At 61.7% G+C, this 4,311-nt stretch carries 4 protein-coding genes and 1 pseudogene; 2 read left to right on the forward strand and 3 right to left on the reverse strand.

Annotated features, from left to right (window positions below; all coding sequences use genetic code 11):
• A pseudogene (locus EOA38_RS29200) lies at positions 1 to 201 on the forward strand (MBL fold metallo-hydrolase); the annotation flags it as partial.
• 295 nt (positions 202 to 496) lie between these two features.
• On the opposite strand, the gene EOA38_RS41165 reads toward EOA38_RS29200, so the two are convergent.
• Positions 497 to 874 (reverse strand): hypothetical protein, encoded by a 378-nt coding sequence (locus EOA38_RS41165; protein ID WP_127300866.1) that lies wholly within the window; start codon positions 872 to 874, stop codon positions 497 to 499.
• Positions 864 to 2,324, reverse strand: coding sequence for a multicopper oxidase domain-containing protein (locus EOA38_RS29210; RefSeq protein WP_127300867.1), 1,461 nt, complete (start codon positions 2,322 to 2,324; stop codon positions 864 to 866). Before EOA38_RS29210 ends, EOA38_RS41165 begins: the two co-directional genes overlap by 11 nt.
• Positions 2,325 to 3,479: 1,155 nt before the next feature.
• Between EOA38_RS29210 and EOA38_RS29215 the strand changes: the two genes are divergently transcribed.
• Positions 3,480 to 3,917, forward strand: coding sequence for a CBS domain-containing protein (locus EOA38_RS29215; protein WP_040971192.1), 438 nt, complete (start codon positions 3,480 to 3,482; stop codon positions 3,915 to 3,917).
• A 158-nt stretch (positions 3,918 to 4,075) separates the two neighbouring features.
• Here EOA38_RS29215 and phaP read toward each other — a convergent pair.
• Positions 4,076 to 4,311: TIGR01841 family phasin (gene phaP, locus EOA38_RS29220; protein ID WP_189434991.1), on the reverse strand; the 236-nt coding region annotated here is incomplete at its 5' end.

Below are 4,311 nucleotides of genomic sequence, written 5' to 3' on the forward strand. Positions count from 1 at the left end.
CTGCAGTACAACACCCATCCCAGCCATCTGTCGCTTGGCCAGGCGCTGGGCTGGATCGAGAAGCTGGCACCGAAAAACGCCGTGCTGACGCATATGCACGTGCCGCTCGACTACGCCGTGGTGATGGCCGAGACGCCGGGCCACGTGGTGCCGGCCTATGACGGCATGGTGATCGAAACTCCTTATGAGTCAGCGTCATAGAGACGCTTGTTCATTTGGCTGTTCGTTTGCTCGGCCAGGTAACAGCATCAACGGCGTTTCGATCTGCTGATAGTCTGGGCGTGAATGAAGGCGCGCGGATGCGGCTGACAGCCGATCGGGCGCCAAGCCCGGCGCCCGATCGTCTTCCAGCATTTTCGACAGTCAGCGCCTTTGCCGTGGTGCAAAGCGACTGAAACTACAGCAATTCCCAAGCCTACGCTGCGCCTGTCAGTTCCATAATCTATCTTATGCGACTTTTTGGTGGAGCGGCGGCATATGCCTATCGTCAGCCCCTTCAGCCTGCATTGCCCGGGATCGGACCGGCGGATTGGAACGTGATCCCGTTCGGCCCCTTGCCGACCGCATAGGACTTCAGGACCGCCTGGTCCTTGACCGAGATCATTGACACGGTGCCGTCGACGATGTTGGTCACGAAGACGAAAGCGCCGCCGTTGCTGACGGTAACGCCATGCGCTCCGGCGCCGGTGTGGATCGTCTTGACGACCTTGCTGCTCGCGACGTCGATGACGGAGACCGTGTCGTTCGCCTTAGCCTCGGTACCCTGGTTGGCGACATAGACGAAGCGCCCGACCGGTTTTCGACCAACAGGGCGACGGCACCGTATCTGCGTTTGTTTCTCATGGTCTTGTCCTCGAAAGCGGTCACGCGGAATAGTCGACGACGGTCATCATGCCGGTCGCCATGTGATAGAGGTGATGGCAGTGGAAGGCCCATGCCCCAGGGTTGGCGGCATCGAACGCCACCGTCACCTCGCGCATCGGCGGCACCCAGACGGTGTCGCGGACGGCTCCCGCGAAGCCGCGGCCGTCGACGGCGACCACCTGGAAATGATGGCCGTGCAGGTGCATGGGATGGCCCATCATGCTGGCGTTGCGCAGCGTCAGTTCGATGCGCTCCCCCTTCCGCACCGGGATCGGCTGATGGTTGCCCCATGTCCTGCCGTTGAGCGTCCAGGAGTAACCCTGCATCGTGCCGCCGATCTCGATGGGCTGGTTCCGGTCCGCAGGCGTCACCGCCAAGGGCTTGGCGGCGACGAGACCGGACTCGAATGCAAGGTCGAGCGCGGTCGTGGCCTGTTCGCCAAGAGGCGCGATGCGCTTTACCGCGCCTCCCTTCGTTGCCAACACGAAGCCGGTGCGCTCGACACCGCCCTCGCGCAGCGCCAGGATCGGCCAGGCTCCCGTCTCGTCCGGAATGCGCAGCCGGATGTCGATGCGCTGGCCCATGGCGAGCGGGAAGCTGTAGCCGCGCACGGGAACGACAGGATTCCCGTCGACGGCGATTGCCTCGCCTTCGATCGATCCGGTGTCGATCCAGAACGCCGTCGCGGTCGCTCCATTGATGAGCCGCAGCTGGACCGTGCCGTTCCGCTCGACTGCGAACACCTGCGGATCGTTCAGCGCGCGGTCGTTCGCCAGGTAGGCGTCATACTCGATGTCGTTGACGTCCATGGGCATGGCCATGCCCTGCCCGCTGGACATGCCTTGCATGTCCATGCCTGACATGCCCGACATCGAGTGACCGGCCATGCCATTGGTTCCCGATGCGGGCGCCGATCCGGTCAGCCCGGCGAGCAACTCCTCGGGCGTCTTGAAGCTGAAGTCGTGGAACAGCACCACCACGGGCTGCTCGTCCCTGCCCTCATCGGCCGGATCCGTGACGATCAGTGGCGCGGCAAGGAGTTGCTGCTCCTGCAGCGTGTGGGCGTGCATCCAATGAGTGCCGGGTGCGGCGATGGGGAAGCTGTAGTCGTGATTTTGGCCCGGCTGCAGCAACGGCTGCGGCAAGTCCGGCACGCCGTCCTGCCCGAACGGCGGCGTCAGGCCATGCCAATGGATCAAGGTTGGCGCGGCGAGCGCGTTTTCGAGCCGGACGTGGAAGCCATCGGCTGCCGACATGGTAAGCCCATGCGTGCCGTCGGGCTGGATGAGACCGAAGACCTTGGCGGCACGGCCGGCAACGTCGATGACGCGGGTATCGGCCCGGATGATTGTGGGCTTGGCCGCTCGCGCGGCATGAGCAGTGATCAGCGGCAGGACGACGCTCGCAGCGCCGGCAGCCGCCGTGGAGGCCAGGAACTGGCGACGGGATATGGATTGCATTGTAAAGCTCTCATGTTTCGTGACTCGAGGCCGGATTGACCGGCGGCGAAGCGCGCGGACGCGAGGGTTCGTGCGCTCAGGCGATCACACTGGGCTTTGGAGGGCGCAGACGAATCGGCACGTCTGCTGGAGAAGAAGCAAAGGGCGGCGCAGTCGCGACCGGCTGGGCGTGCGATGTCGCCACGAATGCTTGAGCGTCAACTGGAACGCAGAAAGAGCAGCCCGAAGCGGCGGCAAAACATATTCCTTGATTATGCGTGTGCCCAACGTCATTGCACGGAGCGTGACGGCCATCATGCCGGATCGCTGCGGAGCCATGGTTATGCTGCGCTGCCCACTGGATGCCATGCGGAGCAGCGACCGCGTTGACGTGGCCGTGAAGGACCGTGGTCAACGCCATCAGCAACGCAAGACAGATGGCCACCCCACGCAACACTTCGAAGTCGAACGAATGTCGCATTGGGCCGCCCAGTTTTGATCGGATGATGCTCCGAACCAAATCCCTTCTTCCTGAATAGTGGGCCATCCTGCAGCAATCATAACCTGAAGGAGCCAGCCGGAATTTGCGCTAAGTCAAAGAGGCCGAGCCCGGCCGCGATGTGCCTTCGCCGCCTGTCGCCGCTGCTGGATCATTTCGTTTCGCGCTTATGGGTCAAAAGCTACGCAGCTTTTGGATCAGATTACGATTCGAAGAATGCGGATTCCTGCGGTTTCGTGAGTCAGCTTATGGGTCACGGGACAGTTCGAATGTCGCGCTGCCAGCAAAGTAGAAATGTCGCCCCCTTTGCTGGATGCCGACAGCCGGTGGTTCTGGTGAGCGGAAGATGTTGTCGAAGGTCGTTGATCGGCGGATGACGCCCATCGCAATTTCTATTTTGCTGGCAACGCGACATTCGAACTTGGTTGCAACATCTGATGTAGCCGCTCGCGAGGCGTGCGACCGGATCAGCTATTACCGAGTCGTTTGGGGGCCTGCTCGTCATTTCGGATCCGACCGGCCCGAATAGAGTCTGGCCAGACCGTATCGTTCGGGTGCATAGTCATTTCCAGGACTTCGCGGGCGGAATTGTCCGCAGCAATGATTATTGCCAGGTCCTGTCTCTCGTGCTGCATCCGTCCGCGATCCCGATGGGACCAGGCCACATGGAGGTGACCATGCTGGTAAAGGAAGCGATGACGGGGAAAGTGCGTTGGTACTCCCCCGATACACCGATACGGGAAGTCGCGCGCGTCATGCGCGATGAAGGTATCGGTTGCGTGCCGATCGGCGAAAATGATCGGCTCGTTGGCATGATCACGGATCGCGACATCACGTGCCGCGCCGTGGCCGCCGGCGAGAGCCTCGATAAATTGACATGCCGCGCGGTGATGTCGCCCGGCATATTCTTCTGTTTCGAGGATCAGACCCTGGAACAGGCGCTTGGGCAAATGCAGGAGCGTCAGGTGCATCACCTTCCGGTTCTCAACCGGCAGAAACGGATGACGGGCCTCATCTCGTTGGGTGATGTCGCGCTGAAGGCCGAAAGTGCGATCCTCGCGCCGCTTGCCAAAATCGCCGCACGCGACGCTGAACGGCACTTGCGGGCCGCCTGAGGTTTTCAGGGGCGCTTTGCGACGAATGGGTGGCATGCGTGAACGGAACCTGGCATGCCGCCCCAAATATCTGCGATCGCATTGCAAAGCTTGGCTTTCGTACCCCTGTCCGCGCGCTATGACAACTTGTTCCCTCGGACTCGGATTAGCTTGAACAATCAGGCGGCCTTGAGATCCTGCAACACCTTCTCGAAGGCGGCTTTGACCGGCTTGGAAACGTCGGTCGCCGCTTTTGTAGCGAGTTCCTGAAATTCCTTGGCTTGCTCGGCACCCATTTCCACGCGCTTGCGCAGGAAGGTCGTCTGCAGCTCAAAAACTTCCGGCAGCGACTTCGCTCGGACCAGAGCCTCGGCGTGCGAGAAATCAGTTTCGGCATTGGCGCGCCATGCGGCGA

This window comes from Mesorhizobium sp. M1E.F.Ca.ET.041.01.1.1, from assembly GCF_003997355.1.
Taxonomy (GTDB): Bacteria; Pseudomonadota; Alphaproteobacteria; order Rhizobiales; family Rhizobiaceae; genus Mesorhizobium.